The following is a 26,959-nucleotide window of genomic DNA, read 5'->3' as shown; positions in this document are numbered from 1 at the left end:
GGAAAACAGAATTTTGCAGCATTGCGGGAAGGCAATTATTTTTTTGTAGATAAGTCTGATTTTATCCGGTCATCTTTTTAAGTTTTGCGGATGTGAAACAGACAAATTATGAGGATGCCGTACGAAAAATAAAAAATATTATTGAAGAAACATATATGCAGCATGCGTATCTGAATGAAAGCAGAAGAGGTGGAATACCGAGGTATGCTGTTAGAGCCGTGGTATCATCTTCGTATCACGAATCTGGAAACTTACAGTATGTTTTCGAACATGTTTAAAGGATGGTTTGATGATTCCATGTCGAACTATAATGAGTTCATAGAGGCATTATTAAAAGGGAACTTAAAAGAGATGAATATTTATATGAATGATATTGCACTCACAACTTTCAGCAGTTTTGATACCGGAAATCATCCATCGAAAAGAGCACAGCCAGAGCGTTTTTATCATGGATTTGTACTGGGACTTTTGGTGGAACTGCGGGATTCCTATGATGTGCGGTCAAACAGGGAAAGCGGTTACGGCAGATATGATATCATGCTGGTTCCTCATGACCGGAAAAAAGATGCGATCGTAATGGAATTTAAAGTCCATGAGGCAGATGAAGAAGAATCATTAGAAGATACGGTGCAGTCCGCTTTAAAACAGATCAGGGAAAAAAATTATGACGCCGGACTGACTGCAGCAGGAATCCAAAAAGAAAAGATCAGACACTACGGATTTGCTTTTGAGGGAAAGAAAGTACTGATCGGAAAATAATTTAGAATTGTATTTAAGATGATAGTAAATGCCATGTTTTATGCACAATGCATAAAACAATGGCATTTCTTTTGTTTAAAACTTCCAACATGCAAAACAGTTTATGCGAAAAAAGTGCAGATTGTGAAGATTTTTACCAAAGAATGTGTGATGTGGTAGGATACAGTTACAAGATCCGAAACGGATAAAGAAAACAAGGGAGGAAAATCCGTGCCCAGTGTGCTGGGCATTGCTCGTCAGCAGACTCGCATTTTTCTCCGAAAAACAAGGAGGATTTAGAAATGTTAGCAATTAACATGGATGACGTGATCAACGTTCTCAATTCCTGTAAGCCATACCTGATTGCGCTTGGCATTGCACTGGCAATCGCAATTATTGTAACTGTGGCATGCATGAAATTGAAGAAACCGGTAAAGAAACTGGTGAGAAAGGAAGCATGGATTGCATTCCTTATGGCAGCAGTTGTGATTATCAACCTGATCTGCTTTATTCCAATGTCAAGTATGATCTCACTTGCAATGGGAAATGGTACGATCACAGAGGAAACCTCAAATGAGGCAACAGCACTCTGTGAGGATATCGCAGACGAAGGTATTGTATTATTGAAAAATGAGGACAATATCCTGCCACTTACAAATACACAGAATATCAACGTGTTTGGATGGGCATCTACCAATCCTTGTTATGGTGGTACCGGATCCGGAGCATTATCTGATGCATACGAGACAACAACACTTCTTGGTGGTCTTGAGGATGCCGGATACAAGATCAATACGGAACTGACTGATTTTTACAAAGCATACCGTGAGGACAGACCGGAAGTTGGTATGTGGGCACAGGACTGGACATTGCCGGAACCGACAGCAGATTCCTACAGCACTGAACTGATGAACAATGCAAAAGAGTTTTCTGACACAGCGATGGTAGTGATTACCCGTGTTGGTGGTGAGGGAGCAGATCTTCCAACGGATGTGAGCAAGGTGACTTACACAGATAACTCTGAAAACTACAAAGATTTTGAAGCTGGTGAGCATTACTTACAGTTAAGCCAGACAGAAAAAGATATGTTAGACCTTGTTTGTGCCAACTTTGACAACGTTGTTGTCGTATACAACGGTGCAAACACCATGGAACTTGGATTTTTAAATGATTACAAACAGATCAAGGGTGCAATCTGGTGTCCTGGAACAGGCCAGTCCGGATTTGAGTCTCTCGGTGCAGTCGTAGCCGGTACAGTAAATCCGTCCGGAAAAACCAGCGATACATTTGTATATGATCTGACAGCAACACCGACTTATAACAACTTTGGAAACTTCCTGTATGACAATATGGATGAGTTTGCCGCTACATCCAAAAACTTCGGAACAGGCGAAGAAGAAGCAACAATTCCATCTTTTGTCAACTATGTAGAAGGCATTTATGTTGGCTATCGTTTCTATGAGACAGCAGCAGTGGAAGGACTCATTGATTATGATAAGACGGTTCAGTTCCCATTTGGATATGGACTTTCTTATACAGATTTTGAACAGAAGATGGGAGATGTTACCGTAGCAGACGGTAAAGTATCCTTTGATGTTACCGTAACAAACAACGGAACTGCCGCAGGAAAAGATGTGGTAGAGGTATATTACAATCCGCCATACACAAATGGTGGAATTGAAAAAGCATCTGCAAATCTGATCGATTTTGCAAAAACAGATGTGTTACAGCCGGGTGAATCCCAGACAATCAATGTAAGTTTCTCAGAAGAAGATATGGCTTCCTATGATACATATGGTAATGGATGCTATGTATTAGAGGCTGGTGACTATGAGATTTCCATCAATGCTGATTCACACAATGCAATCGAATCTAAGACCGTAAGTGTCGCAGATACCGTTGTATATGATGAAAATAATGCACGTTCTACGGATGATGCAGCTGCAACGAATCAGTTTGCATATGCAGAAGGAGATGCAACATATCTTTCAAGAGCAGACGGATTTGCAAACTATGCAAAAGCAACAGCAGCTCCTTCAAACTTTACATTAGCAGAGGATGAGAAAGCTGAGTTCTTAAATAACAGCAATTATGATCCAAACAATTACAACAATGATTCTGATGAAATGCCGACAACAGGCGCGAAAAATGGAATGACACTTGCTGATATGCGTGGCCTTTCCTATGATGATGAAAAATGGGATACACTTCTTGACCAGCTGACTGTTTCTGATATGGATACAATGATCGCACTTGGCGGATATCAGACATCTGCAGCATCAAGTGTTGGAAAAGTTATGACTGTTGACTGTGACGGACCTGCATCCATCAATAACAACTTTACAGGAACAGGTTCCATCGGATTCCCGTCCGCAGTTATGATCGCAAATACCTGGAACAAAGATCTTGCACTTTCTTTCGGTGAGAGCATCGGTAAGATGGCAGATGAGATGGATGTTTCCGGATGGTATGCACCGGCAATGAATACGCACAGAAATGCATTTGCAGGACGTAATTTTGAGTATTATTCAGAAGATGGAGTTCTCTCCGGAAAAATGGCTGCAAACGCAGTGATCGGTGCTGAAAAATATGGTGTTTACGCATATATCAAACATTTTGCTTTGAATGACCAGGAAACAAACCGTACCGGAATGTTATGTACATGGTCAAATGAGCAGGCAATCCGTGAAATTTACTTAAAACCTTTTGAGATCGCTGTAAAAGAAGGTGGAGCAAAAGCAGTAATGTCTTCCTTCAATTATATCGGTACACAGTGGGCAGGCGGAACATATCCGTTACAGACAACTGTCCTTCGTGATGAGTGGGGATTCCGTGGATTTGTATTAACTGACTACTTTGGTGTTTACGGATACATGGATTCTGATATGGGTATCCGCGGTGGTACAGACTGTATGTTAGTTGCATACGATACGGAGACCAACCATGTGACAGATACCACAAGCGCAACAGGTGTAAAAGCAATGCGTCAGGCATCCAAAAATATCATGTATACCGTTGTAAACAGCCGTGCATATGATCCTGAAAACTTAAAGACAGGTCTGATGAACTGGCAGATCCTGGCAATCGTGATCGATATCATCCTTGGAGCACTGGTAATCTTCTTAGAGGTTCTTACGATCAGGAAATATAAAAAAGATGCAGCAGAAGAACCGGTGCAGACCGTAAATGAAACATCAGCAGAATAAAAACAGAACTTTGCAGAGATTACAATACATAGAGGTGAAAGCGTACAATGAGTAGTATAAAAAATCTATGGCAGAACTTTGCAGACAAACATCCCGGAGCCTCCAAATGGGTCCGGGAGGGCGGTCTGTTCGTGATCGTAAGTAACCTGATCACGGTATTTAAATACCTGATGTTACTGTTTCTGCCGCTCGCATTTGCCGGACTTCCAAACATTGACTTTGGATTCCCGGGAATCGACATCACATTATTTGGAGAAACATTCAAATGGAATATTATCGGTTATGATGCCGCACACGGTGGACTTCCATATTTTTGTGCATACATGGTTGCCATGGTGATTGGAGAATGCATCAATTTCCCGATCCAGAGAACTTTCGTGTTCCGCAGCAAAGGAAATATCTGGTATCAGGCATTCTGGTATCTGATCGCATTCTGCATCGTGACCTGTATCGTAAACTCCATCAACTGTATCTGGGTAGCAGTAGCCGGTATGTTCGTGCCGGACTGGCTGTACAATATAGGAACGACCGTGTTAAACGGCGGAGTTTCAATGGTCGTATTTTTCTTTGTCAATAAGATCATTTTCCCGGAAGGGGAAGCGAAAGCGTAAAAAATAGTATGTGAAAAACGAAATAAGCACATATAAAAAGCATGTTTTACGATTCAAAAGAATTGCAGAGCATGCTTTTTTTGTTGTATTTTAAATAGGAATAGGATTCACATATTGACAAACAAAACAGAAATGTTTATATTTATAACAGCGTTATATAACACTGTTATAAATGAGTGGAGGAACCAGTGACAAAACAAGTAGAAGGAGTTTCAGAAAAAATCATAGCCTGTGCGAAGGAAGAGTTCCTGCAAAAAGGATATTCCGACGCATCTCTGCGGACGATCGCCGAAAAGGCAGGAACAACGACCGGATCCATCTATTCGCGGTTTAAAGACAAGGAAGGATTATTTTCCGCGATTGTGGAACCGGCGGCGGATCATCTGGTGCAGATGTTTTTACATACGCAGGAGACATTTCACGGGCTTGAGGAAGAACAGCAGCCGAAAGAGATGAAGCATTATGTGTCATCCGGCATGGTGGAGATGATCGATTATATTTACGACAATTTTGAAGTGTTTGAGCTTTTGTTGGATGCTTCCTACGGAACAAAGTTTCAGGATTTTGTGGAACGGCTTGTCGAGATCGAGACAGAATATACTTATAAGTATATGGACGTCATTCATTACCGGACAGAAGATGGCGAGGTGATCACCGAGGATTTTATCCATATCATGACGAGGGCATTATTTGAGAGTATGTTTGAGGTGGTACGCCATAAAATGACGAAGGAGAAGGCACTCCGTTATATGGATATGCTTGAAAAATACCATTATGGAGGCTGGAATGCAATTCTGAAATGGGAGTAAGAGATGGGCTGTACATTTCTGGTAACAGGATGACAGCCTTCTAAAAAAATCATTGGTTAGCGAAAACTAATTTCAAGTAGTGATGTATAACAAAAACTAAAAATGGAAAGGGAGTCTTTGAGATGGAAAGTGATGCGAAGTTAAAAAAACAAAGTTCTTTGGCAAGGCTTTTTGAATATGCCGGGAATTATAAATATCTGACGATCCTCTCGTGGATATTTTCTGTGGTCAGTGCCTGGATTGCGCTGGTACCGTTTTATTATATCTGGAGAGTGATAAAGGAAATTTTAGATGTGGCGCCTCATTATGAAAATGCAGGGAATCTTGCAAATTATGGGTGGCATGCAGTCGGTTTTGCAATTCTATCCATGTTTCTTTACATTTGCGGACTGCTTTGTTCCCATTTGTCTGCGTTTCATGTGCAGGCAGGGATACGTTCACAGCTGATGCACCATATCATGACATTACCGATGGGATTTATGGACAGTGACGGAAGCGGTAAGATCCGTAAGATTGTCAACGAGTCGAGTGAAGCGACAGAGACCTATCTTGCACATCAGTTACCGGATCAGGCGGGCGCCATTGCAACGCCGGTCGGTCTTCTGGTTTTGCTCCTGATGTTTGACTGGCGGCTTGGACTGCTAAGTCTGATCCCGGTAGTGGCAGCATTTTTAATTATGGGCAGCATGACCGGGCAGCGCATGAAAGATAAAATGACAGAGTACCAGAATGCACTTGAAGAAATGTCGAGTGAGGCCGTGGAATATGTCCGCGGCATTCCGGTCGTAAAAACATTTGGACAGTCGGTATTTTCATTCAAGCGTTTTCGCGACTCGATAAAGAAATATGAAAAATGGACAATCGCTTACACAAAAGAATTAAGACTTCCGATGACCTTTTATACGACGATCATCAATGCGGCATTTGCTGTTCTGATCGCAGTTACTTTTTATGTGGTCAGAGGCGGGGAGAGCGACACGTTCTTATTAAATCTGATGTTCTATATTATCATCACTCCGATCATTACAGTCACTTTAAATAAAATCATGTATGCAAGTGAAAACCAGATGATCGTTGAGGATGCGCTGACCAGGATCGACAGTATTTTAGAAAAGAAGCCGCTCACAGAGGCAGCAGGAAAAGCGGATCCGAAAGATATGTCCATTACTTTTGAAAATGTGTCTTTCCGTTATGAGGATGCCGCAAAAGATGCATTACATAACATCAATCTTAAGATCCGAGAGGGCGAACATGTCGCATTTGTCGGGCCGTCCGGTGGTGGAAAGTCGACACTTGCAAGCCTGATCGCACGTTTCTTTGATGCAACAGAAGGGAAGATCAGGATCGGTGGCGTGGATGTGCGTGATATCCCGTCGAAACAGCTTATGGATATGGTGTCATTTGTATTTCAGGACAGTAAACTTTTGAAGATGTCTGTTTATGAAAATGTCCGCATGGGCAGGAAAGATGCGACGAGAGAGGAAGTTATGGAAGCATTAAAGAATGCACAGTGCGAAGATATTATCGAAAAATTGCCGGATAGTATTGATACGGTGATCGGAGCAAAGGGAACTTATGTGTCCGGCGGTGAAGCACAGCGTCTTTCGATTGCGAGGGCAATGTTAAAAAATGCGCCAATCCTGATCTTAGATGAGGCGACCGCATTTGCTGATCCGGACAATGAGGCGAAGGTGCAGCAGGCATTTTCAAAATTATCCACAGGAAAAACGGTCATTATGATCGCACATCGTCTGTCCTCCGTTGTGGATGCCGACCGGATCTGCGTGTTAAAGGACGGAGAGATCGTGGAGTCAGGAACGCATAAAGAACTGTCAGAAGCACAGAAACTGTATGCTCATATGGGGGATGCATACAATAAATCGGTTCGTTGGAAAGTGGGGGAATAAAAAATGTCATTCAAAGAAAAAATACAGCATAAATATGCACTTTCAGAGCAGGGTGCGAAGGATATGATAAAAGCATTTGTTTCCGTCACGATATCGGATATTGTGCTGATGTTTCCGGTAGGAATGCTTTATTTTCTGGTAAAGGATTATATGGGAGGAACACTTGGTGGAAGAGGCGGGTTTTATCTTGCAGGCAGCCTGATCTGTCTGGCATTGATCGCAATTACTACCTATATCCAGTATAATGCAACATTTTTTGCAACTTATGTGGAGAGTGGTGTCAGACGCATCACACTCGCGGAAAAACTGAGAAAAATACCACTCTCGTTCTTTGGCAAAAAAGATCTGTCGGATCTGACCAGCACGATCATGGCGGACTGTGCGACGATGGAGACGGTTTCTTCCCATGTGATACCGGAACTGATCGGAGCATGTATTTCTACGGCACTCGTGGCATTAAGTCTCTTTTTCTTTGACTGGAGAATGGCTTTAGCGGCGCTGTGGGTGCTTCCGGTTTCATTTCTGATCGTTGGCTGTTCCGGTAAAGTACAAAACAGTCTGAGCAGAAAACAGATGAAATTGAAAATGGACTGTGCCGACGGGATTCAGGAAGGACTTGAGACGGTCCGTGATCTCCGCGCCAACAATGCACAGGATGATTATATGAAAGGTCTGGATAAAAAAATTAAAGCGGTCGAGAAACATGCGATCGTGACAGAACTTGGCATGGCGGTATTTGTCGCAAGTGCCCAGATGATCTTAAAACTTGGTATTGCAACGGTTGCCCTGACAGGGGGAATCCTTCTTGCAAAGGGAAGTATCGATGTACTGACATTTTTCATGTTTTTGCTTGTTGTATCAAGAATCTATGATCCGATGCAGATTTCCCTGCAGAATTTAGCGGCAATGATCAGCGCAAATATACAGAGCGAACGTTTAGACGAGATCCTCTCCCATGAAATTCAGACAGGAACAGATCAGTTAAGCCATAAAGGATATGATATTACATTTTCAAATGTGAGATTTTCTTACGACAGAAAGGAGTCTGTATTAAAGGATGTAACATTTACTGCAAAACAGGGTGAGGTGACGGCACTGATCGGACCATCCGGCGGTGGAAAGACGACCGTATCAAGACTTGCGGCTAGATTCTGGGACATTGAAAAGGGAAAGATCACAGTTGGAGGCATGGACATTTCAAAGATCAATCCGGAAACTCTGATGTCACTGTATTCCATTGTATTTCAGGACGTCACACTTTTTAATAATACGATTATGGAAAATATCCGTATCGGCAGACAGGATGCGACGGATGAGGAAGTCATTGTCGCTGCCAAGTTAGCACACTGTGATGAATTTGCCCAAAAGCTGCCGGACGGCTGGCAGACGATGATTGGTGAAAACGGATCAGAACTCTCTGGCGGAGAACGTCAGAGAATCTCGATCGCAAGGGCGTTTTTAAAGGATGCACCGATTATCTTATTAGATGAGGCGACCGCATCACTGGATGTAGATAATGAGACACTGATCCAGGAGGCATTGTCAAAACTGATCCGGAATAAGACAGTTCTTATCATTGCGCACCGGATGCGAACGGTTGCAAACGCAGATAAGATCGTTGTGTTAAAAGACGGTGTGGTTGCAGAGGAAGGCACACCTGATGAGCTGTCCGGAAAAGATGGAATCTATCACCATATGGTGGAGACACAGATGCAGGCGGCAGGCTGGGTACTGTAGTTCATGATAAAAATACCGCAAATGCGATTTTCACATTTGCGGTATTTTCAGGTTTCATCACTTATTTTTTCTTTTTCTTACTTTTCTCTTTTTCAAGTTCAGCTTTTTCTTTTTCGAGTTCTTTATTTGCGCGATTTGCTTTTTCTTTTAATTTGGTCCTCCAGCTCTTTTTACCTTCCGGTTTTTCAAGAGGTCCGCGTACACCGGTAACTTTTGTGATATAGATACCACTCACGGTAGCTTTCACTTCTTTTTTGACCGGTATGTAATCAAATACAGATTCATCGGCGATCAAAGACATTACTTTTGGTCCAACCTTTGCTTTTACGATTGGAAGTTTGGTACGGCGCATCATCTTCGGTGTCTGGTCGATCACAACCTGCGGAAGACCGGATTCGGTAATGCGCATTCGCTTCTTATCTATAATCAGCATGGATACGGTCTGTGCGGCAGCGGCAAGCTGCTCATCCTGTTCAGCTTTCTTTTTCTGTGCTTTCTTTCCGAGAAAATAAAGGACAATCAGTCCGATGATTAAAACGGCTAAGATAACCAGCAATACAATAGTAACTGGGCTCATAAATAATCCTCCATATATTTACTTTTTAGAACAAAACTCAGAAAATATTGTAGCATTGATTTTTGGAAAAAGCAAGGTGTGTGTATGTTATATCTGTTTTTATACACTGGATTTTTTGTGCAAAACTTACAAATATCATTGGAATATCGGCTTTTTAATGACATTATAAGAACAGTATGCTAAAATCCAGACAAAGCATGATATTCTGAAATCATCTACATGGTTATAGACCATTCTTTTATCATAGTGAAAAATGTATAAAAAGTTATACATTCAACTTAAGAATTTCCAATGCTTTTATCATTCACACATATAAGCAGGGAGAATTCTTGAAAACCACGAATTGCTCCCGGATTAAACAAAGGAGAAGAAATGAATGGGGACGGTTGATATTGTAACAAAAGAGTATATGCGGGAGAATGCTATATTTGCAGATGCGTTTAATTATCTTATCTATGGTGGAAAAAAGGTGATCGATCCGGCAGGACTTACAGAGGTTGACACTGCTACATCGGCAGTGGGTAAAAAAGATGCACTGCAAAAATACCGTGATGTTTTAAAAGCAGCAGTCATCAAACAGGATGAAAAGATGTCGTATGTTTTATTAGGGGTTGAGAATCAGACAGATGTCCATTATGCAATGCCGGTCAGAAACGCTATCTATGATGCCTTACAATATGGAAAACAAGTGTCAGATATAGCGGCAGGGCACCGACGGAGCCAAAAAGATTATTCAGGAAAAACCGGTGGAGAATATTTATCGGGATTTTTAAAGGAAGATCACATTAAACCAGTTATCACACTTGTGATTCATTTTGGGGCAGAGGAATGGGACGGACCGTTATCTTTACATGAAATGATGCCGATAAGGGATATGGAAATTTTAAGTTATGTGGAGAACTACAGGATACACCTGATCGATCCGGCAAAACTTACGGAAGAAGAACTGAACAAATTTTCAACAAGTATGAGAGAGGTTATGGGATATATCAAGTACTCTAATAATAAAGAAAAACTGCTGGATTTTTTGAGGACAGATACCCATAAAAGTATAGAAATGAATGCAGCCAGAGTTATAAAAACCATCACGAAGACACCAATTAAGATATCAGAGGAAAAGGAGGGGATAGAGATGTGTCAGGCGATTGAAGAATTAATTGCGGAGAGCGAAGCGCGTGGAGAAGTTCGTGGCAAAGCAGAGGGAATGATAGAAATGTGTCTCGAAATGAACATACCGAAAAAGGGTATTATAAAAAGATTGCAGGATAAATTAAACATATCTATGCAGCAGGCGGATGAGTATTTTAGAATGTATGGAACAAAAAATGATTAAGAGATTATATATCTGAAAAACATAAAACGGGCAGGCAGGAGTTTTCGTATATGAACTCCCACCTGCCTGTTTTTCTTATCTTGCCAGAATATCAATGATCTCCGCAATATACATCGTGTGCATATCATGATCTGCATACCATTTTTGCGCAATCTCTGGCATCAGGAAGGAATCCTCAGTCAGTCGCGTTGCGGACATTTTCTCACACAGCAGGATCATATTTCCCTCATCGATGAACGGAATGCTGTGGCGGGAGGTAAGGGTTAAACCGGCTGCTGAGATCTTATCGTTTTCGTCGCGGCCGGAGTGGCTTCCACAGTAATTTAATGCATCACGGTATTTTTCAGATAAAAAGCTGAGAGAAAAGAATTCATTTTTGTCGATCAGTTCTTTGGTGTATCTGGAGTCGCGGACAAATACAAAGGCAACGTTTTTGCCCCATAAGACACCGACACCGCCCCAGCTTATGGTCATGGTGTTTGCTTTTTCTTTGGAACCTGCGGTGAGCAGCGCCCATTCTTTTCCAATCTTTGTAAATGGATCAAATTCCATCATATCTGCTGTCATAGGTTGAAATGTATGCATAACGTAATCTCCTTATATTTATACGAAATATTTATATGTTGGTTTTATTATAAAATTCCCTGGTTTAAATGACAAGAGAAAATTGCGGTTGTTTGCGGGGGCAGAGTGAGCCGTGTACGGAAAATTGACTTTTCATAAGTGTTGTACTATGATGGTTGCGAAAATTGTACAAAACAAAGGAGGAAAATCCTTTGCTCGCCAGCGGGCTCGCATTTTCCTTCGGAAAACAAAGGAGGAAAATCCTCTGCTCCTGCAAAGGCAGTCGCATTTTGCTCCGCAAAACAAGGAGGATTTATGAAAATCACAACGAAACAAATCACAACAACAGCAGTGTTACTGGCAATCTGTATCGTGAGCCAGTTCTTTAAAAACACAAGTGTGTACATCACAGGACCGATCATCAATGCATGTCTGATCATTGCGGCACTGGGTGCAGGAATGGCATGCGGAATTATTTTATCTGTGATCACACCGGTCACATCATTCCTGATTACAGGAAGCCCGATCATGTCAGCGATCCCGGCGATCATCCCATGCGTTATGATCGGAAATATCATTCTTGTAGTTGCAGTTAGTCTGATTGCAAAGAAAATCAAAGGCAATGCAGGTCTGATCGCAGGTATGGCAGCCGGCAGCATTGTAAAGGCATTATTTATGGGAGTCGTGATTGCACTGGTTCTGATTCCGTCCCTGCTTCCGGAAGCAATGGTTCCAAAGATGGCAGTGTTCCAGACAACATTTTCCGTGACACAGCTTATCACAGCAGTAATCGGAAGTGTGCTGGCATTTATTATCTGGATTCCTTTAAAAAAGGTAATTGCAGAGCAGAACTAGTACATTTCAAAGGCAAAAATTACGGGATGATTTTATGACAGCATCATAACGCATGATTATAAAAAATAAATATTATTATGAGTTTAAGTAATGATGAATATAAGCCTTTGGAATAATCTTGACACTCAAAAAAGAAAGTATCATAATGAGGGTCAGAAAAAAACGATAGAGAGTCGGAGGCATATGTTATGGATATCAGATTTGAAAAAAGAGAACATTTAAAGGAAAAACCAGATCAGAAACATCTTGGATTTGGAAAATATATGACAGACTATATGTTTGTTATGGACTGGACAAAAGAAGAGGGCTGGAAAGATGCAAGAATCGTTCCGGAAGGACCGATCACCATGGATCCGGCATGTGTAACGTTACATTATGCACAGGAAACATTCGAGGGTATGAAAGCATACCGTACTGCAGAGGGTAAGATCCAGTTATTCCGTCCGGAGATGAACGCAAAGAGAATGATCAACTCTAACGCAAGACTCTGCATGCCGGAGCTCCCGGTTGATATGTTTGTTGAGGCGGTAAAAGCACTGGTAAAGGTAGAAGAGGACTGGGTTCCATCAGAGCCGGAGACATCTCTTTACATCCGTCCGTTTATGTTTGCAACAGAAGCTGCACTCGGCGTACATATGGCATCTGCTTATAAGTTTATGATTATCTGCTGCCCGGTTGGCGCTTATTATGCAGAGGGAATCAACCCGGTTAAGATCTTAGTTGAGGATGAACTGGTTCGTGCCGTAAAAGGTGGTACCGGATTTACAAAATGCGGTGGTAACTACGCAGGTTCTATTTTAGGACAGGTTAAAGCAGAGAAGATGGGATATTCCCAGGTACTCTGGTTAGATGGTGAACATCGGAAATATGTAGAGGAAGTTGGAACCATGAACATCATGTTCAAGATCGCAGGCGAGATCTACACAGCACCGATCGAGGGAACTGTTCTTCCGGGTGTCACAAGAGATTCCATGATCCATCTGTTAAGAGACTGGGGTTATAAAGTAAATGAGACCAGACTTTCCGTAGACGATCTGATGAAAGCCGGACATGATGGCACACTTGAGGAAGTATTCGGAACAGGTACTGCAGCAGTCATCTCCCCTGTCGGAGAACTCCGCTACAAAGATGATGTTGTAACGATCAACGATTTCAAGATCGGTGAGCTGACACAGAAATTATATGATACCTTAACCGGAATCCAGTGGGGCAAACTGCCGGATAAATATGGCTGGACAGTAGAGGTAAAATAAGTAGTTGCGTCAGGGTTTCCGATGAAAAAACAGATTGCACGCACTACGGGCAGACTGATTGTTATGAAAAACACCATGGACATGCAAAATCGCATGTTCGTGGTGTTTTTGGTTATACTAAAAATAAGTGACAGGTCAGGTGTCCTGTGTTAATATGGAACAGAAAGAACGGAATGTAACACGCCAGACCGGCGTCGTTCTGAAAATGGAGGACGACTATGAGTAAAACATTAGAACAATTCGAGCAGTATCTCGATAAAATGAAAAAATATGAACATATCAATACGCTTCTTTACTGGGACATGAGAACCTGTGCACCAAAACTGGGGCAGGCAGGACATATCGATGCACTGACTTATTTTTCAACCGAGAGCTTTGCGATGTCGACTTCGGATGAACTTTACGGCATGTTAGAGACCTTAAAGACACCGGAAGAATTTGCACAGCTGTCAGATACCATGAAATTTATCGTGACACGCATGCAGCGCGATATGGAAAAAGACAGACGGATTCCAAAAGACCGTTATAAAGTGATGGTCCGTGAGCAGGCAGAATCCGGAAATGCATGGGAAGATGCAAAAAATGCATCTGACTTTTCCATTTTTGCACCGCATCTGGAGAAAATGATTGCACTTACCAAAGAAATGGCAGGTTACACGGATCCGGGCAAAGAAGTTTATGATGTATTGTTAGATAAATATGAAGAGGGAATGGATTCTGCAACGATTGACCGTCTGTTTGGTGAACTAAAGGAAGCGCTGATTCCGCTTGTGAAAAAAATACTTGCCGCAAAACAGCCGGATGATACAAAATTCCATGCTTATTTTGATCCGGATGATCAGAGAAAAGTGCAGGATCTTTTGCTTTCCTACATCGGATTTTCCAAAGATGCCGGTGCAGTAGGAGAGACAGAGCATCCTTTTACACTGAATTTTTCTTCCAAGGATGTCCGGGTGACAAATCATTATTATGAACATGATCCGATTTCTGCCATGTTTTCGGCTATCCATGAGGGTGGTCATGCGATTTTTGAACAGAATGTCAATCCGGAATATGACAACACGGCTGCAGGAAGCTGCCGTTATATGGGCGTGCATGAGAGCCAATCCCGTTTTTATGAGAATATTTTAGGGCGCAATAAGAATTTCTGGATTCCTGTCTATGAGAAAGTGCAGGAGCTGATGCCGCAGATGAAGGACATTTCGCTGGATGAGTTTTACCGTGAGATCAATCATGTCAGAAACAGCCTGATCCGTACCGAGGCAGATGAGGTGACCTATTGCTTCCATATTATATTGCGTTATGAAATGGAGAAGGCAATCTTTCGTGACAATGTACCGGTTGCGAAACTTCCGGAACTCTGGAATCAGAAAATGAAGGAATATTTAGATATCACTCCGGCAAATGATGCGGAGGGAATCTTACAGGATATGCACTGGTCAGATGGTTCCTTCGGCTATTTTCCAAGCTATCTGTTAGGAAGTATCTATGACGGCATGTACTTAGAGGAGCTTGAAAAAGAGTTAGGGCCGGTAGATGAGATCTTAAAAGAGGGCAGAATCAAAGAAATCACAAAGTGGCTGAATGAAAAGATCCACTGGTATGGCAGCACACGCACACCAAAAGAAGTGATTGCAAATGTGTGTGGAAAAGAAGTATCAGCAGAGCCATTGGTGCGTTATTTTGAAAAAAAATATGCCAGCGTTTACGATTTAAAATAAATGAAGCAGAATCGTGTGAAAAATGAGAATTTTTACACGCAGGAATGGGGACTTATATGAAAAAACAGGGAATTATTTTTGATATGGATGGCACACTTTGGGATTCAGCCGCCAATGTGGCAGAATCCTGGAATGAAGCGATCCGTCAGGATGGAAGGTTAAATAAGGCACTCACAGAAACCGATATCAAGGGTGTTATGGGAAAGACCATGGATGTGATCGCAAAACTGTTATTCCCGGAAATTTCTGAGAAAGAGCAGGAGACACTTTTAGCGGAGTGCTGCAGGATCGAGAACGATTATTTAAGAGAACATGGCGGAGTGCTTTATCCGGATCTTGAGGATACATTCAAAGAATTAAAAAAGACATATGAACTTTACATTGTAAGCAACTGCCAGAAAGGTTACATTGAGGCATTTTTAGATCATTATCATTTCTGGGATTATTTTTCCGATATCGAATGTTACGGAAATAATCTTTTACAGAAAGGTGATAATATCAGACTTCTGGCAGACCGGAATCATTTAGACGAAGCGGTCTATGTGGGTGATATCCAGGGAGATTATGATGCCAGCAGAAAAGCTGGCGTTGGATTTATTCATGCCGCATACGGTTTTGGAATCGTACCGGAAGCACAGTATAAAATACAGTCATTTTCAGAACTTGTGACAAAACGGGTGGCAGAAACATATTTTAGAGGATTAATATGACAAAATTACAAGAACTACTAAAACAGATCAACCGAAAACATGTGTATATCCAGACGCATAATTTCCCTGACCCGGATGCCATTGCGAGTGCGCTTGGGATCCAGGAGCTGTTAAAGCACAATGGAATTTCTTCCACGATCTGTTATAAAGGAAAAATAGACCGTTACAGTACCGACAAGCTGCGTGAACTGATGGAGATCGAACTTTTGAATGTGGAGGATCTTAGTACCATTTTGACAGATGAGGATGAAGTGATCCTTGTGGATGCACAAAAGGGTAATTCAAACATCGTTGACATTACGGGGGACGAGATCATCTGCATCGATCATCATCCGGAAAATGAAAAGTTTCCATACCGGTTTAAAGACATCCGGCCGGAAGTGGGAGCATGTGCGACGATCGTTGCACAGTATTTCTTTGAAAATAATATCCCGATGGATAGAAGAATCGCCACGACTCTGACATACGGTGTACGGATCGATACCAATAATCTGAGCCGTGGAGTGTCAAAACTCGATATTGAGATGCTCTACCGGATGTTTGATGAATGTGATTATGAGATCATCCATATGTTAGAAAACAGTAATCTGTGTTTTGATGATCTGATGGCATATTCGAGTGCGATTTCAAGTATTGAAGTATATGATGACATCAGTTTCTGCAATACTGGTAAGGATTGTCCGGTCATTGCAAATATATCCGATTTCATGCTTGCTTTAAAAGAAGTGTCATTTTCCGTCGTGTATTCGAGAAAGTCAGATGGAATCAAACTTTCCGTGCGCAGTGAAAAGAGTATGCTCGATGCAGGAAAGATTGTGGCGGAGGCACTGAAAGGAATTGGCAATGGCGGCGGCCACGCATCGATGGCTGGAGGATTTGTGCCGTGTACGGGCAGCGACATGGATGTAAAACTGTTAGAGGCACAGATGAAGGAGCGGTTTTTAAACGTGATCGCAGATGTGAAAAAACGTGCTCTGTGAAAAGCATGAAGCCCTCTTGACATTCTCACTTTCCGAGTCTATACTAAAGACTAGATTTTTGGCAAAAGGCAATGACGAAGACAGTAGTTCATCAGGAAAAGCAACAGAGAGCCGGAGCAGGTGGAAACCGGTGCGAGTATCTGCTGAATGAAAATCACTTCCAAGCCGCAGTCTGAAATGGTCAAGGCAGATCACGACTGGGATTTTCCGTGACAGAGTAAGCGCTGACGCATTTCCTGCGTTACAGGGAACGTGTATCCGGAGTTTATTAGTTCCGTGTACATTTGTATATCAGGTGGTATCACGAAGTAATTAAGCCCTCGTCCTATATACAGGACGAGGGTTTTTTTAATTCATAGGAAATTACGTCCTATGAATTAAAAAGCCCTCCGGGCGGGATGCGCACTTCGCGGAGAAGAAGTTTGCTGTAAACAGCACCGCTCGGGCGCGAAAGAGTCGCGAGCGACTCTTTATTAAATCAATGGAGGTTAACAATGTATAAGAAAGTTGATGCGAATCTGAATTTCGTAGACAGAGAAAAACAGATCGAGAAGTTCTGGAATGACAATGACATCTTTAAGAAGAGCATGGAACACCGCAAGGAAGGAGAGACCTACACCTTTTATGACGGCCCGCCAACTGCAAACGGCAAGCCGCACATCGGACATGTGGAGACCCGTACGATCAAAGATATGATTCCGAGATACCAGACCATGAAAGGAAAATTCGTTCCGCGTAAAGCCGGCTGGGATACACATGGACTCCCGGTAGAACTTGAGGTTGAGAAACTTCTTGGCTTAAACGGAAAAGAGCAGATCGAAGAATACGGTATGGAGCCTTTCATCAAAAAATGTAAGGAATCCGTATGGAAATACAAAGGAATGTGGGAAGATTTCTCAAAGACCGTTGGTTTCTGGGCTGATATGGACAATCCATATGTTACTTACGATGACAATTTTATTGAGTCCGAGTGGTGGGCATTAAAAGAAATCTGGAATAAAAACCTTTTATACAAAGGATTCAAAATCGTTCCTTACTGCCCACGCTGCGGTACCCCGTTATCTTCTCAGGAGGTTGCGCAGGGTTATAAGACGGTCAAAGAGCGCTCTGCAGTTGCACGTTTTAAAGTAATTGGAGAGGATGCATATTTCCTTGCATGGACTACAACTCCTTGGACACTGCCGTCTAACGTCGCACTCTGTGTGAACCCGGAAGAGACTTACTGCAAAGTAAAAGCGGTTGACGGATATACCTATTATATGGCAGAGGCACTGCTTGACACGGTACTTGGCAAACTGCTTGACAAGGATGCACCAGAGGGAACAAAGGCATACGAAGTATTAGAGACTTATAAAGGAAGCGATTTAGAGTACAAAGAGTATGAGCCGTTATTTGACTGTGCAAAAGAGATTATTGAAAAACAGCACAAAAAAGCGCATTACATTGTATGTGACACCTATGTAACCATGACAGACGGTACCGGTATCGTTCATATCGCACCTGCATTCGGTGAAGATGATGCCGCTGTCGGAAGAAAATATGACCTTCCATTCGTACAGCTTGTAGACGGAAAAGGTGAGCTGACCAAAGAGACACCATATGCCGGTGTTTTTGTAAAGAAAGCAGATCCTATGGTATTAAAAGATCTCGATGAAAAGGGACTGTTATTCGATGCTCCGAAGTTCGAGCATGAATATCCGCACTGCTGGAGATGTGACACACCGCTCATCTACTACGCAAGAGAATCCTGGTTTATCAAAATGACTGCAGTCAAAGATGACCTGATCCGCAACAACAATACTGTAAACTGGATCCCGGATTCTATCGGAAAAGGACGTTTCGGTGACTGGCTTGAGAATATCCAGGACTGGGGTATCTCCCGTAACCGTTACTGGGGAACACCACTTCCGGTATGGGAGTGTGAATGTGGACATCAGGAGTGCATCGGAAGCCGTGCAGAACTTGCAGAGAGAAGCGGAAATCCGGAGGATGCAAAGGTAGAACTTCATCGTCCGTATATTGATGCAGTTACCTTCAAATGCCCGGACTGTGGCAAAGAAATGCACCGTGTACCGGAGGTTATTGACTGCTGGTTCGATTCCGGAGCAATGCCATTCGCACAGCACCATTATCCGTTTGAGAATAAAGACGTCTTTGAGAAACAGTTCCCGGCGAAGTTTATCTCCGAGGCAGTTGACCAGACAAGAGGATGGTTCTACTCTCTGATGGCAGAGTCCACCCTGTTATTTAATAAAGCTCCGTATGAGAACGTCATTGTTCTTGGACATGTACAGGATGAGAACGGACAGAAGATGAGTAAGTCCAAAGGAAATGCGGTTGATCCGTTTGATGCATTAGAGACTTACGGCGCAGATGCGATCCGCTGGTATTTCTATACAAGCAGTGCACCATGGATCCCGAAGCGTTTCAGTGGCAAGCTGGTACAGGAAGGACAGCGTAAATTCATGGGTACCCTGTGGAATACTTATGCATTCTTCGTGCTGTATGCAAACATCGACCAGTTTGATGCAACAAAATATACCTTAGATTATGAAAAATTATCCGTTATGGATAAGTGGCTGCTGTCAAAATTGAATTCCGCAATCAAGGGAACGGATGAGAACCTTGCAAATTACCGCATTCCGGAAGCTGCAAAGGTACTTGATGAGTTCGTGGATGACATGAGTAACTGGTATGTCAGAAGAAGCCGTGACCGTTTCTGGGCAAAAGGCATGGAGCAGGATAAGATCAACGCATATATGACACTTTATACTGCATTGGTTGAGATCTGCAAAGCTGCCGCACCGATGATTCCGTTCATGACAGAGGAGATTTATCAGAATCTGGTACGTTCCATCAATACAGAGGCACCGGAGAGTATCCATCTGTGCGACTTCCCGGCTGTCAATGAGGCATGGATCGACAAAGAATTAGAGAAAAATATGGATGAGGTCTTAAAGATCGTTGTTATGGGCCGTGCATGCCGTAACTCAGCGAATATCAAGAACCGCCAGCCAATCGGAAATATGTATGTCAAAGCACCGAATGTTTTATCTGAGTACTTTGTAGAGATCATCGAGGATGAGCTGAATGTGAAGAAAGTAAACTTTACAGAGGATGTCAGTGCATACACAAGCTATACCTTCAAACCGCAGCTTCGTACCGTCGGACCGAAATACGGCAAGTTCTTAGGACAGATCCAGAAAGCACTTGCAGAGTTAGACGGAAACAAAGCAATGGCTGAATTAAAAGCAGACGGTGTGCTTGCATTGCCGACAGTCAGTGATGATGTAAAATTATCCGAAGAAGACCTTCTGATCACAATGACACAGATGGAAGGTTATGTAACGGAAGGTGATAATACCGTAACCGTTGTGCTTGATACCAACCTGACACCGGAACTGGTAGAGGAAGGATTTGTCCGTGAGCTGATCAGTAAGATCCAGACAATGCGTAAGGAAGCCGGATTTGAGGTTATGGATAAAATCTCCATTTACTATCATGCAGATGAAAAAGTAGCCGATATCTTTCATAAGTACGGAAATGACATCATGGGTGATGTTTTAGGTACTGAAGTTGTAGCAGAAGCTGATTCTTTTGACTCCGGAGAAAACGGAATTTACTGCAAGGAATGGAACATCAATGGGGAAAAAGTATTGCTTGGAGTCAAAAAAGGAGAAAACTAGATGAAGGAAAATGTTTTCAACAAGGAAAAATTTATTGAGGACGTAAAGGAAAATGTAAAAAATCTTTACCGCAAAACATTAGAGGAAGCTTCACAGCAGGAGATTTTTCAGGCAGTTTCCTACACGGTAAAAGATGTCATTATTGATGACTGGCTTGCCACACAGAAAGCGTTTGACAAACAGGATCCAAAGATGGTCTATTATATGTCCATGGAATTTTTGATGGGCCGTGCGCTTGGCAACAACATGATCAATTTAAAAATGTACAAAGAGGTAAAAGAGGCACTCGGGGAGATCGGTTTAAACCTTGATGAGATCGAGGATCAGGAGCCGGATCCGGCACTTGGAAACGGTGGACTTGGCCGTCTTGCAGCCTGCTTTATGGAATCACTGGCAACACTTGGATACGCAGCTTACGGCTGCGGTATCCGTTACCGTTACGGAATGTTCAAACAGAAGATCAAAGACGGTTTTCAGGTGGAAGTGCCGGATAACTGGTTAAAGAACGGATATCCGTTTGAACTTCGTCGTCCGGAGTATTCCTATGAGGTTAAATTCGGCGGTTATGTCCGTGCGGAAGTGACGGAGGAAGGCAAGACACGTTTCGTACAGGAAAATTACCAGTCTGTTTTAGCAGTACCTTATGATATGCCGATCGTAGGTTACGGCAATCATGTGGTAGATACCTTAATGATCTGGGATGCAGAGCCGATGGAGTGCTTTGAATTAGACTCCTTTGATAAAGGTGATTATCACAAAGCCGTGGAGCAGGAAAATCTTGCCCGCAACTTAGTCGAGGTACTTTATCCGAATGATAACCATATCGCGGGAAAAGAACTTCGTTTAAAACAGCAGTATTTCTTCGTATCTGCAAGTGTACAGCGTGCATTAGCACGTTACAAAAAGCATCATGACGATATCCATAAGCTGCCGGAGAAAGTGACATTCCAGTTAAATGATACACATCCGACCGTTGCAGTGGCAGAGCTGATGCGTATTTTACTTGACGAAGAGGGATTAAGCTGGGATGAGGCATGGGAGATCACGACAAAGACCTGTGCATATACCAACCACACGATCATGGCAGAAGCACTTGAAAAATGGCCGATCGAGATCTTCTCAAGACTGCTTCCGCGTATCTATCAGATCGTTGAGGAGATCAACCGCAGATTTATTTTACAGATCCAGGCAGAGTTTCCGGGAGATAACGGTAAAGTTGCACGTATGGCAATCGTTTACGATGGTCAGGTAAAAATGGCACATCTTGCGATCGCAGCAGGATATTCCGTAAATGGTGTGGCAAAACTTCACACGGAGATCTTAAAGAACGAGCAGCTTCACGATTTCTATGAGCTGTTCCCACAGAAATTCAACAACAAGACGAATGGAATCACACAGCGTAGATTCCTGATGCATGGCGATCCGCTTCTTGCAGACTGGGTAAGTGAACATATCGGTGACGACTGGATCACAAATCTTTCCCATATTGAGAAGATGGCGATCTATGCAACCGATAAAAAAGCACAGCAGGAGTTCATGAATATCAAATATCAGAACAAACTGCGTCTTGCAAAATACATCAAAGAGCACAACGGCATCGAAGTAGATCCGCGTTCCATCTTTGATGCGCAGGTAAAACGTCTGCATGAATACAAACGTCAGTTGCTGAATATTTTACATGTCATGTATCTGTATAATGAATTAAAAGAGCACCCGGATATGGATTTCTATCCGAGAACCTTTATTTTTGGTGCAAAGGCAGCAGCAGGCTACAAGAACGCAAAACTTACGATCAAACTGATCAACAATGTGGCGGACGTTATCAACAATGACAGAAGCATTAACGGCAAGATCAAAGTCGTATTTATTGAAGATTACCGCGTATCGATCGCAGAGTGGATCTTTGCGGCAGCAGATGTCAGCGAGCAGATCTCCACAGCTAGTAAAGAGGCATCCGGAACCGGTAACATGAAATTCATGTTAAACGGTGCACTGACACTCGGAACGATGGATGGTGCCAATGTTGAGATCGTCGAGGAAGTCGGTAAAGAAAATGCATTTATTTTCGGTATGAGTTCCGATGAAGTCATTGCGCATGAGAGAAACCGTGATTATGATCCAATGCAGATCTTTAATACGGATCAGGATATCCGCAAGGTATTGATGCAGCTGATCAACGGATTCTATTCACCGAACGATCCTGAGCTGTTCCGTGACCTTTACAACTCACTGCTCAATACACAGTGTACACAGTTTGCAGATACCTATTTCATCTTAAAAGATTTCCATTCCTATGCAGATGCACAGAAACGCGTCATGGAAGCATACAAAGATGAGGAAGGCTGGGCAAAGAGTGCAATCTTAAATATCGCACATGCCGGTAAATTCTCATCTGACCGTACGATCCAGGAATATGTAGATGATATCTGGCACTTAGACAAAATTACCGTAGAGGTATAAGAAAATCGTATAAGATAGCAGACTGCCTGTTTTAGCAGGCAGGTCTGTGCACAGAAAAAGAAACCCGGCTTTGGGGTCATGTACCTTAAAGCCGGGTTTTTACATAATAATGTTTTTTTTAATATCTTAGTTTAAAATCTTAATACTTCCTAAAAGTGGAAGCTCTTTTTCTTCATCTTTGCAGGCATATACTAATCCCATGATCCAGAAAATAAAGAATACAATGGAGAGAATGCCGCTGACAGCCCATCCACAGATCGGAATGCGCGAAATAATAATGCTGTTGATCAGTGATGCAAGGTATAACACCAGTGACTGGTTTAAATGAAATTTTGCACCCTCTTTGTCACCGGCGCAGAATGCAATCAGCCAGCCGATAAGCGTGATGTAGGAAACGATTCCTGTTGTTTTCTTGTCCATAAGTAAACCTCCTCGAAAATTTAATAACATTCGTATTGTAACACTCTTATCAGTGAAATGCAAAAAATATAGAGAAAAAAAGAGAATTTTGCAGAAATAAGGAAAATATAAAGAGAATCTTTCAAAAATCTTTATTTTTTTCTGCGGGCGTTCTTTGCATTCGGAAGGTATGATAATACTCAAAGGAGGGTAAGAGCAGAAATAATTCAGGTGTGCCGGAAATAACATAAGATTTGTTTCATTTTGATAAGGTAAATGATATACTGATAGGAAGTGTGGCAAAAAGGAATATCTGCGGCACAGAAAGAAAAGGGGAGAAGTGTGAAAATCTTTCACACAGACAAAAATAATGGAACAGTACAATATTTTAATCGTAGAAGATGACAAAGAGATCCGTGATGGAATCGAGATATTTTTAAAAAGCCAGAATTATAACGTTTATAAGGCGGCAGATGGTATAGAAGGTTTAGAGATTATTGAGAGTAAGGAGATACATCTTGCGATCGTTGATATCATGATGCCGCGTATGGATGGGGTAACAATGACATTAAAACTCAGGGAACATCATGATTTTCCTGTAATTATGCTTTCGGCGAAATCAGAGGAGACAGATAAAGTGATCGGGCTGAACATCGGAGCGGACGATTATGTGACAAAACCATTTACGCCGTTAGAATTGATGGCGCGCGTCAATTCCCAGATCCGGCGTTATACAAAGTTTAACAACAAAAGTCAGGAGAAAAAGGAAAATGACAGGGTACATATCATTGGCGGAATTGAGCTGAATGAAGATACGGTAGAAGTATTTGTGGATGGAAAACCGGTAAAAATGACACCGATTGAGTTTAAAATCTTAGCACTTCTGATGAAAAATCCGGGAAGAGTTTATTCGGCGGACGAGATTTACGAGCGTGTCTGGAATGAAAAAGCGATCAATACGGATACGATTATGGTGCATGTGAGAAATATCAGGGATAAGATCGAGATCAATCCGAGAGAACCAAAATATTTAAAGGTGGTGTGGGGCGTTGGATATAAAATGGAAAAACAGCCGTAAGGCGGGGATTGTGATAACAGCAGGGGTTCTTCTTGTTTTAGCAGTTATCAATTTTTTATGCTATCCGGGAATCAATCGCAGAAGCAAAGACTGGATGCAAAAGACAGAAGCAGCAAAAACAGGTGCAGACAGTGATACGCAGATTCGGACACAGTTTCTGAAAAATCTGTATGAGGGATTTTATCTGCTCGATCTGGAATATCAGAATCAGAAGAGTGAGACGGAGATGTCAGCAACAGATCTTTATATCGCATCTTATGCAAAAGCGGATGAAACCGACAGGTGGGAGTCACAGGAACAATTAGAGCAGGTAACCAATGATGAAGTATTGTCGGTGATGGATGAATGGAGCAGTCAGTTTGAAAAAATCCGTTCCCAGATTGATTACTGCGTCATGGAATCCGAAGATGGAAGTAAACTGAAAAATACAACGCAGAATTTAGAGAGCGTACTCGGTGGAGAGGAAAAGGATGTCAGTGAACAACTGGCACAATATTACAGCGAATTGTTTGCGGTAAAATTTAATGAAGTCGGGGCGATGGAAGTAATTCCTCTGCTGTCAGACAGGGAAAATAGCGGCGATCTTTTAGTAAAATCATTAGGGGCACAGGAACGCAGTGAACTGTTAAAAACTAATCTGGAAGAGTATTTTAATCCAACAGACATGCCCGTGCTCAAAGGACCGGAAAATATAGAGTTTGTGATCGGTATTTCCAAAGAGAAAGCATCTGAAAATATTCTTTATGATTCTGGCAGTGATGAGGAAGAAGATTATTTTGAAAAGCTGTCCGCCTATAAAATTAATGGGGCACTTCCATTGTATGGCGCATCTGTTGTAGCGGTGATCGCATTTATGTTTTTTATGACAGGGAAAAAAGCCGGAGGCAATATCTTAAATGATGGAAAGGTACATGCTTACGCGGCAGAACTTGGAGTCACAGGTGTGATCTGCGGACTGTGTCTGCAGAATTACTTTATGGAACTTATCTGGTCATATGGATTTGATTCATTTTCGGATGCGGCAGATGAACTGATGGGTGGACAGGTTTATGATGTTGTGATCAGCGTACTTACTGCAGTTGGAACTTTGTGGCTGATCTATGCAATGTGGTTTGCAGCCGCATATCTGCTGAGACCGGTATTTTCAGTCGGACTATGGGAATATGTTAAAAGATACAGTCTGGTCTATCAGATCTTCCCATGGATAAAAAAACAGTTTAAAAAGACAGGCAACCGGATCAGACAGTGGTGGAACACACTCTCCGGGGAGATCACACACATTGATTTCAGTGAGGAAACGACAAAACTGATCTTAAAAGTTGTCGTTATAAACTTTGCAGTGCTTGCAGCCTGTTCCTTGTTCTGGTTCTTTGGGATCGGTGCATTAGTTGTCTATTCGATCGTCCTGTTTTTTATTATAAAGAAACATTATGAGCAGATCAATAAAGATTATCATGCGATGTTAGATGCCATGCAGACGATCGCAGAAGGTAATCTTGATCAGGAGATTCAGGGGGATTTTGGCATATTTAATCCGTTCCGGGACGAACTTGCGCAGATCCAGACCGGTATGAAAAAAGCAGTGGAGGAAGAGGTAAAGAGCCAGCGTATGAAAACAGAACTGATCACAAATGTTTCACATGACTTAAAAACACCGCTCACTGCCATCACGACATACATTGAACTGCTGAAAAAAGAAGACATCACGGAGGAAGAAAGGCGTTCTTACATTGATACTTTAGAGCGTAAATCACTGCGCCTTAAGGTGCTGATCGAAGATCTTTTTGAAGTCAGCAAGGCAAACAGCAATAATATCGTACTTAATAAGATGGAACTTGACGTTGTAAACCTGATCAAACAGGTCAGCATTGAACATGTGGATAAGATGAAAGAGCGGGGACTCGAACTTAAGTGGAATGTGCCGGAAGAAAAGGTACTGTTAATGCTTGATAACCAGAAAACCTACCGCATTTTTGAAAATCTCTTTGTCAATGTGGTCAAATATGCAATGCAGGGCAGCAGGGTTTATTTAGAGGTGCGAAAGAAAGCATCCCTTGTAGAGATCATCTTAAAAAATATGTCTGCTGAGGAAATACATATCAGCGGTGATGAGATCACGGAACGATTTGTGCGTGGCGACAGTTCAAGAAACACAGAAGGTTCCGGACTTGGTCTTGCGATCGCAAAAAGTTTTACCGAAGCCCAGGGCGGCGAATTCCACGTCGAGGTCGACGGGGACCTGTTCAAAGTTGTCATTTTGTTTTAGGGACGGGTGTGTTATAATACCGTTTAGAAAATGTAGATCTCTGCAAAACTCAACAAAATGTGGAGCTAT

General features: G+C 42.3%; 19 protein-coding genes. 16 read left to right on the top strand and 3 right to left on the bottom strand.

The genetic code is table 11. The features are described from left to right. The first annotated feature begins 174 nt into the window (after positions 1 to 174). From DW650_RS11700 to DW650_RS11675, 6 genes are all read left to right on the top strand, one after another. Positions 175 to 759 carry a PD-(D/E)XK nuclease domain-containing protein gene (locus DW650_RS11700; RefSeq protein WP_118210003.1) on the top strand — a complete coding sequence of 195 codons (585 nt, stop codon included), beginning with the start codon at positions 175 to 177 and terminating at the stop codon, positions 757 to 759. Positions 760 to 1,040: 281 nt separating this feature from the next. Further along, a complete protein-coding gene (locus DW650_RS11695; RefSeq protein WP_118210002.1) occupies positions 1,041 to 3,944 on the top strand; it encodes a glycoside hydrolase family 3 C-terminal domain-containing protein in 2,904 nt (967 codons plus the stop codon). Positions 3,945 to 3,991: 47 nt separating this feature from the next. Next, positions 3,992 to 4,555, top strand: a complete 564-nt coding sequence (locus DW650_RS11690) for a GtrA family protein (RefSeq protein ID WP_006858182.1) — start codon at positions 3,992 to 3,994, stop codon at positions 4,553 to 4,555. 188 nt (positions 4,556 to 4,743) lie between these two features. Then, a complete protein-coding gene (locus DW650_RS11685) occupies positions 4,744 to 5,364 on the top strand; it encodes a TetR/AcrR family transcriptional regulator (RefSeq protein ID WP_022113251.1) in 621 nt (206 codons plus the stop codon). 122 nt (positions 5,365 to 5,486) lie between these two features. Further along, the gene (locus DW650_RS11680) at positions 5,487 to 7,271 is read left to right on the top strand and encodes an ABC transporter ATP-binding protein (RefSeq protein ID WP_006858181.1); all 1,785 of its coding nucleotides are present in this window, start codon (positions 5,487 to 5,489) and stop codon (positions 7,269 to 7,271) included. A 3-nt stretch (positions 7,272 to 7,274) separates the two neighbouring features. Then, entirely contained in the window at positions 7,275 to 9,008 is a 1,734-nt protein-coding gene (locus DW650_RS11675; protein WP_006858176.1) for an ABC transporter ATP-binding protein, read from the top strand. A 61-nt stretch (positions 9,009 to 9,069) separates the two neighbouring features. On the opposite strand, the gene DW650_RS11670 is transcribed toward DW650_RS11675, so the two are convergent. Further along, the gene (locus tag DW650_RS11670; protein WP_015520078.1) at positions 9,070 to 9,585 is read right to left on the bottom strand and encodes a hypothetical protein; all 516 of its coding nucleotides are present in this window, start codon (positions 9,583 to 9,585) and stop codon (positions 9,070 to 9,072) included. A gap of 376 nt (positions 9,586 to 9,961) precedes the next feature. On the opposite strand from DW650_RS11670, the gene DW650_RS11665 reads away from it, so the two are divergent. Further along, the gene (locus DW650_RS11665) at positions 9,962 to 10,918 is read left to right on the top strand and encodes an Rpn family recombination-promoting nuclease/putative transposase (RefSeq protein WP_118210001.1); all 957 of its coding nucleotides are present in this window, start codon (positions 9,962 to 9,964) and stop codon (positions 10,916 to 10,918) included. A gap of 75 nt (positions 10,919 to 10,993) precedes the next feature. On the opposite strand, the gene DW650_RS11660 is transcribed toward DW650_RS11665, so the two are convergent. Next, a complete protein-coding gene (locus DW650_RS11660) occupies positions 10,994 to 11,503 on the bottom strand; it encodes a flavin reductase family protein (RefSeq protein WP_015559334.1) in 510 nt (169 codons plus the stop codon). A gap of 294 nt (positions 11,504 to 11,797) precedes the next feature. On the opposite strand from DW650_RS11660, the gene DW650_RS11655 reads away from it, so the two are divergent. The 7 genes from DW650_RS11655 (at position 11,798) to DW650_RS11625 (ending at position 23,147) form a co-directional block, all read left to right on the top strand. After that, on the top strand, positions 11,798 to 12,337 hold the full coding sequence (locus tag DW650_RS11655; protein WP_015559335.1) for an ECF transporter S component: 540 nt from the start codon (positions 11,798 to 11,800) through the stop codon (positions 12,335 to 12,337). A gap of 188 nt (positions 12,338 to 12,525) precedes the next feature. After that, positions 12,526 to 13,590, top strand: coding sequence for a branched-chain amino acid aminotransferase (locus tag DW650_RS11650; protein ID WP_015559336.1), 1,065 nt, complete (start codon positions 12,526 to 12,528; stop codon positions 13,588 to 13,590). 218 nt (positions 13,591 to 13,808) lie between these two features. After that, the gene (locus DW650_RS11645; protein ID WP_118210000.1) at positions 13,809 to 15,311 is read left to right on the top strand and encodes a carboxypeptidase M32; all 1,503 of its coding nucleotides are present in this window, start codon (positions 13,809 to 13,811) and stop codon (positions 15,309 to 15,311) included. Between the two features lie 56 nt (positions 15,312 to 15,367). Then, positions 15,368 to 16,021, top strand: coding sequence for an HAD family hydrolase (locus DW650_RS11640; protein ID WP_015559338.1), 654 nt, complete (start codon positions 15,368 to 15,370; stop codon positions 16,019 to 16,021). Next, positions 16,018 to 17,001, top strand: coding sequence for a DHH family phosphoesterase (locus DW650_RS11635; RefSeq protein WP_118209999.1), 984 nt, complete (start codon positions 16,018 to 16,020; stop codon positions 16,999 to 17,001). Before DW650_RS11640 ends, DW650_RS11635 begins: the two co-directional genes overlap by 4 nt. Positions 17,002 to 17,495: 494 nt before the next feature. Next, positions 17,496 to 20,687, top strand: coding sequence for an isoleucine--tRNA ligase (gene ileS / locus DW650_RS11630; protein WP_118209998.1), 3,192 nt, complete (start codon positions 17,496 to 17,498; stop codon positions 20,685 to 20,687). Beyond that, positions 20,688 to 23,147 (top strand): glycogen/starch/alpha-glucan phosphorylase, encoded by a 2,460-nt coding sequence (locus DW650_RS11625; protein WP_118209997.1) that lies wholly within the window; start codon positions 20,688 to 20,690, stop codon positions 23,145 to 23,147. A gap of 126 nt (positions 23,148 to 23,273) precedes the next feature. Here the strand turns inward: DW650_RS11625 and DW650_RS11620 are convergent, their stop codons facing one another. Then, positions 23,274 to 23,567, bottom strand: coding sequence for a DUF4870 domain-containing protein (locus DW650_RS11620; RefSeq protein ID WP_015559342.1), 294 nt, complete (start codon positions 23,565 to 23,567; stop codon positions 23,274 to 23,276). Positions 23,568 to 23,916: 349 nt separating this feature from the next. On the opposite strand from DW650_RS11620, the gene DW650_RS11615 reads away from it, so the two are divergent. Both DW650_RS11615 and DW650_RS11610 read left to right on the top strand, forming a co-directional pair. After that, entirely contained in the window at positions 23,917 to 24,624 is a 708-nt protein-coding gene (locus DW650_RS11615) for a response regulator transcription factor (protein WP_015520092.1), read from the top strand. Continuing rightward, positions 24,596 to 26,890 (top strand): sensor histidine kinase, encoded by a 2,295-nt coding sequence (locus DW650_RS11610; RefSeq protein ID WP_118209996.1) that lies wholly within the window; start codon positions 24,596 to 24,598, stop codon positions 26,888 to 26,890. Before DW650_RS11615 ends, DW650_RS11610 begins: the two co-directional genes overlap by 29 nt. Positions 26,891 to 26,959 lie beyond the last annotated feature (69 nt).

It is taken from the genome of Roseburia sp. AM23-20 (assembly GCF_003470905.1).
GTDB lineage: Bacteria > Bacillota > Clostridia > Lachnospirales > Lachnospiraceae > Roseburia > Roseburia rectibacter.
The sequence above is the reverse complement of the archived record's forward strand: the minus strand, read 5'-3'. Positions and strand labels throughout refer to the sequence as shown.